At 57.3% G+C, this 4,351-nt stretch carries 4 protein-coding genes; all 4 read right to left on the bottom strand.

The window, feature by feature from the left end:
- Nucleotides 1-41: 41 nt before the first annotated feature.
- Genes HKN37_09845 through HKN37_09830 form a run of 4 tightly spaced genes read right to left on the bottom strand, consistent with a single transcriptional unit; the run spans nt 42 to nt 4,207 of the window.
- Nucleotides 42-941, bottom strand: a complete 900-nt coding sequence (locus HKN37_09845; protein NNE46947.1) for a hypothetical protein — start codon at nt 939-941, stop codon at nt 42-44.
- 37 nt (nt 942-978) lie between these two features.
- A complete protein-coding gene (locus HKN37_09840; GenBank protein NNE46946.1) occupies nt 979-1,965 on the bottom strand; it encodes a polysaccharide deacetylase family protein in 987 nt (328 codons plus the stop codon).
- Complete coding sequence (locus HKN37_09835; GenBank protein NNE46945.1) at nt 1,962-2,717, bottom strand: methyltransferase domain-containing protein; 756 nt, start codon at nt 2,715-2,717, stop codon at nt 1,962-1,964. Before HKN37_09835 ends, HKN37_09840 begins: the two co-directional genes overlap by 4 nt.
- Nucleotides 2,714-4,207 (bottom strand): lipopolysaccharide biosynthesis protein, encoded by a 1,494-nt coding sequence (locus tag HKN37_09830; GenBank protein ID NNE46944.1) that lies wholly within the window; start codon nt 4,205-4,207, stop codon nt 2,714-2,716. The genes HKN37_09835 and HKN37_09830 overlap by 4 nt, the downstream gene beginning before the upstream one ends.
- Between the last annotated feature and the right edge of the window lie 144 nt (nt 4,208-4,351).

The following is a 4,351-nucleotide window of genomic DNA, read 5'->3' as shown; positions in this document are numbered from 1 at the left end:
TGAATACGCTCAGCGTGCCGACAGCACTGCTCGCCGCATCGCTACGAGTCTTGCTCGTCGTGCCGCACAAAAAGGGACAGTATCCAGGTCATGCAAATCAGCAGAAGCGCGAGATACGAGGCCCCATCGCGATACCACTTGAGATGCACGTGGTGATCGGTGACCCGTACCGCGTTGTCCTCTACAAAGACGCCACGTACGGAAACGGTCGACGGGGACGAGATCATCAGATCTTTCGCCTCAAGGTATTCACCTTCCGGACCCTCGATGCACCACTGATCCCCGCACCGGAGAACGTTCGCGCGGTCAAACTCGACGTATTCACCTACACGATCACTATCCGATAGGGTTGCAAGGGAGTGGTTGTCGGCGCGGCCATTCGCGGCCAGAAACAGTATCGGCAGCAGGAGATAGGCAGACCCAAGCAGTGGTAGGGCGAGCGCTCGGCGGCCACGCGGCAATACAAGTCCGGGCCGGGTTCGCGAACTTGTCCGCCAGTTCACACTGAGAACCACCAGACCGAGAATCGTCAGGACTACACCGAGAATGCTTTCCGGCCAGAAGAAGCCCCAGTTTGACATGTGCCATGAAGCAGGCGCCAAAAAATGGACGCCATTCGCCCACTTGATCTGACTGGCGTCAAGTACGAGGTGCAGGACGGTATTCGTACCGAGGATCAAGAATGTCTTCCAGTACGCTCCTGCAAATGCGGCGATCACGCCGCATAGCACGAGGCAGCCCAGAAGAGACGCCTGAAAGTCGACATAGTATCTGAGCGCGAATGGGTCTACGCTGGGCGCAAACGCCACCACTGCTCTCTGAAGAATCCACGGAAAGTCCGGGACTACGCAGCCAATGTAAACCCACTTCAGGTCCACGTCCTTCCATGCCAGTCTCGATACCAGACCCTGAACTCCAACGTGGGCAAGCGTATTCGGCATAGAACTACAACTTGAAACCTGGTGAGTGACCGGAGTGTCAAGCCGACCAGTGGCTCAGCCATCGCTCAAACGTTCTGGCAGTCCGATTGCCAGGCCAAAACCGCGGGATACGATATCTACTCGTGCGAGTTCGAAAGACATCGTTATGACTTACGCAGGCTGCCGAATATCCCGCCGGGCCGAGTAGCCGTTCGGTGGCGGACGACCACGATCCGTTCGGGTACGAGAATAACTCGACGGGTCTTCCGATCACAAGTTCTATGTCCCGTTTGCTCTGCGCGATCTCCACTTCTTGATCCCTGGTCGACAACTCCGGGAGAATGGGATGAGAGACCGAGTGAGATCCTATGGTTATCAGTTCACAGGCTGCGATGTCCTTCAACTCCGACTCGGATATGACGCGAGCGGTTGGCACGGCTCCTTCGGGCACGTCTGCCCATCGCTCGATCTTCCCAAGCCACATATCGCGATCGTCCGACGTCATCGTTAGCAGGGCCTGGTACAGTGACTTCACCAGGTGACCGCGTCCGGTGGACGTGTCCCAGCTCGGGTCCTGCTTCCTCCGCGTGTTGGTCGGCATGTCAAAACCCGGAATCGGGAGATCTTCCAGGGATGGAAGGACATCTGGAAAGCACACCAGCCGCTTCAAGCGATCCCACCACAGCTCCTTGCCGAAAGCACCCGACGGCACGAACACGGTCGCAGGTACTTCGTAGCGTTCCAGAAGCGGCCGGACGACATCAACAATTTCGGCGTACCCATCATCAAACGTGACCACGACAGATCGTGCCGGTTGGTTACTTCTTCGGACGGACTCGACGGCATTCGACAGTGTAATTGTCCTGGCGCGTCTTTGCAGAGTCTCGAGATGCTGCTCGAACCGATCGGGAGCAACACAGATATCGAAGAAATCCTCATCGGGATCCGCAACGCGGTGATATCCCAGCACGAGTGCTCCTCCGGTCAGCCGGCTGCGAATCCACCGGCCGGTGAGCCTGGCCTTCTTTGCGCCCGGAATTCTCACGTCGTTGCGACAGGCTTGGCTGCGCGAACCGTGATGATGACCTGATAGTCCGGATCGTGGTGTTCGAGCTCTCGTTTCCGGAGTTCACCGGCCGAGATACCATGAAGAAAGGAGATCGCGCTCAAGACATTACCGTAGGCCTCAACTTCAACACAATTTGATGGAAAGCGATGTTCGAAAAGACGTCGAGCAGAAGCCGTGGTGAAGCTCCAGAAGGATCCCCATCGATCCATGTCATACGGGCTAATCCTGCTGATACCGGGGAGTGTTACGAGCACGACGCCGCCCGGTTTTAGTATCCGAAGGACGGTATCGACGGCGGGGGCCAGGTCAAACACGTACTGAAGCGTCTGTGTGAGTATGATGCAATCAAACGATCCGGATGGGATGTGATCTGATTGGGCAAGATCACCGATGATGGTGACCGGTTCGCGATTCTCTGCGACATGTAGCACGTCGATCTTGGTCACGGCGGCACCGCCGTAGCGCCGGGTGTACATGTCCGTGCCGATCTCCAACACATGCCCGCGAACGTCGGTGGCATTCGCGCTGAGGAATCTCTCGATGTAGTATCGATCAACGGCGCCTCCGCGCTCCAGCCCAAATGTCGAGCTGATCGGCTTGACTCTTCGAAGGTTGCCAAATCGTACCAGCCCGACGGGCGGCCAACGCGTCAGTCGCACGAGTTTTCGGCGAGCGGATAAGGGGAGTACGCGTCTTGCAATCGTCGCCGCACTGTCAAATAGACTCACGGTTTCTGTGGTTTCTTTGCGCTGGATTCAAACAGACCGAGCAATGGTTCCAGTTGGGGAAATAAGCGACCAAGGTCGCGACCTACGCCGAGAGCCAGCCTCCGATCCAATATGAAGAACAGAATCCCCATCGCCAAGATGGAGCTTGTTGCCGACAGAACGACCCCGGCATGTGACGGTAATCTGCCGTAGATCCAGATCGCGATAAGTGACCCAGTAACCCCAACGACAACAACCGATGCGAGGATTCTCCCGAGTCCTCGAAAGGGATCAGGAATTACCTGTTTGACGAACAGCCCACTCATAACCTGCGAGATGGCGATAGCCGGAACCCAAGCCAGGGCGGCCCCATTCACTCCCCACTTCGTGGCAAAGAACCAGACAACCGATATCAGTGTCACGGCTTGGACAAACTCAATCACCGCCACCCCTTTCGGCCGCCCGGCGCCCTTCAGTATAGGTGCCACGTTCTCTCCAAGCAGGCTGATGATACTCACCGCGGCCAGAATCTGTATGATCGGGACCGTGCCGTGCCATTTCTCTCCCAGCGCGAATTCAACCAGCCCTGGACTGAGCGCAATCAGGAGAAAGCAAGGGGGTACGAGCAAAGCAGCCGAACTGGCGAGGACCGATCTGAATGTCCGGGCCAGGTCAGCCCGCGAATCCTGAAGTCGAGAGTAGAGGGGGAACGTTACAGCACCCACTACATGGCTCATCACCTCGGATGGAATAAACGCGAGGCTTGCAGCCAGATAGTACAGACCGAGTTCGACAGTACCGAGTTGTCTGCTGATGACAAGGCGCAGTATGGCACTCGATATAAGCGCGGCGATTCCGGCTAGAAAGATCCACCGACCGAAGCGTATCAGACTCCCGGCAGCCTCAGGATTCAACGAAATGCGAGGACGGTACGGTGCCAGGACGTAAGAAAGAAGAAGCGACGTCGCGGGGCCGGCGAGAGCGCCGGCAACGAGCGCCCAGACCCCCAGAGACGGGGCGAGGACAATTGCAACTACGGTGTTCGAAACGGCTGCAGGTAGCCGAATCAGGGTCACAGACCTGAAGTTAAGCTGTCTAATGAAGTCCACGACACGAATACTGGCGAGGGCTTCCAGCATCGGCTGCAGTGCGAGAACCCGCATCAGGGCGGCAGCCCGAGGATCAGAGAACAACTCCGCAATCAAAGGAGCGCATAGATAGATGAAGACTCCAATTGCGACCGCACGGACCATGCCGACGGTCCATGCAACATCGTACAGGCGGTCTTCCTCCCTCTCGCTCTGTACAAGCGCGGGTATCATCCCCAGATCCGTCAGGCGATTGGATACACCGATCGCGATCATTGCGATCGCAAGCAGGCCGAAGTCGTCCGGACTGAGCAGCCGTGCCAGCACCAATATCCGGATCAGAAAGACCAGCTTCGTGCCAACTAGCTGCGCAGCTTTCCAGGTAATTGCCGAGCCCGCACCTCGTGCACTGGGTCGTTCCATAGTCCTACCCCGAGTTGCGCAGTCCGTTTAGAATGCCTCCAGGGAGTCCGGCGAGATACGATCTACCCATGATGCGCAACTCGTTATTCCCCGTGAGGAGACCGCGGAGCATCGTGCGAAAGGCCCGAACGAAATGTATCGCGG

It is taken from the genome of Rhodothermales bacterium (assembly GCA_013002345.1).
Classification (GTDB): Bacteria; Bacteroidota; Rhodothermia; order Rhodothermales; family JABDKH01; genus JABDKH01.
Note: the sequence above shows the minus strand (reverse complement) of the source record. Positions and strands in the feature narration are given on the sequence as shown.

Coding starts and splice junctions, on each gene's coding strand:
- HKN37_09845 (NNE46947.1), bottom strand. CDS start 941: ATGCCGAATACGCTTGCCCACGTTGGAGTTCAGGGTCTGGTATCGAGA.
- HKN37_09830 (NNE46944.1), bottom strand. CDS start 4,207: ATGGAACGACCCAGTGCACGAGGTGCGGGCTCGGCAATTACCTGGAAA.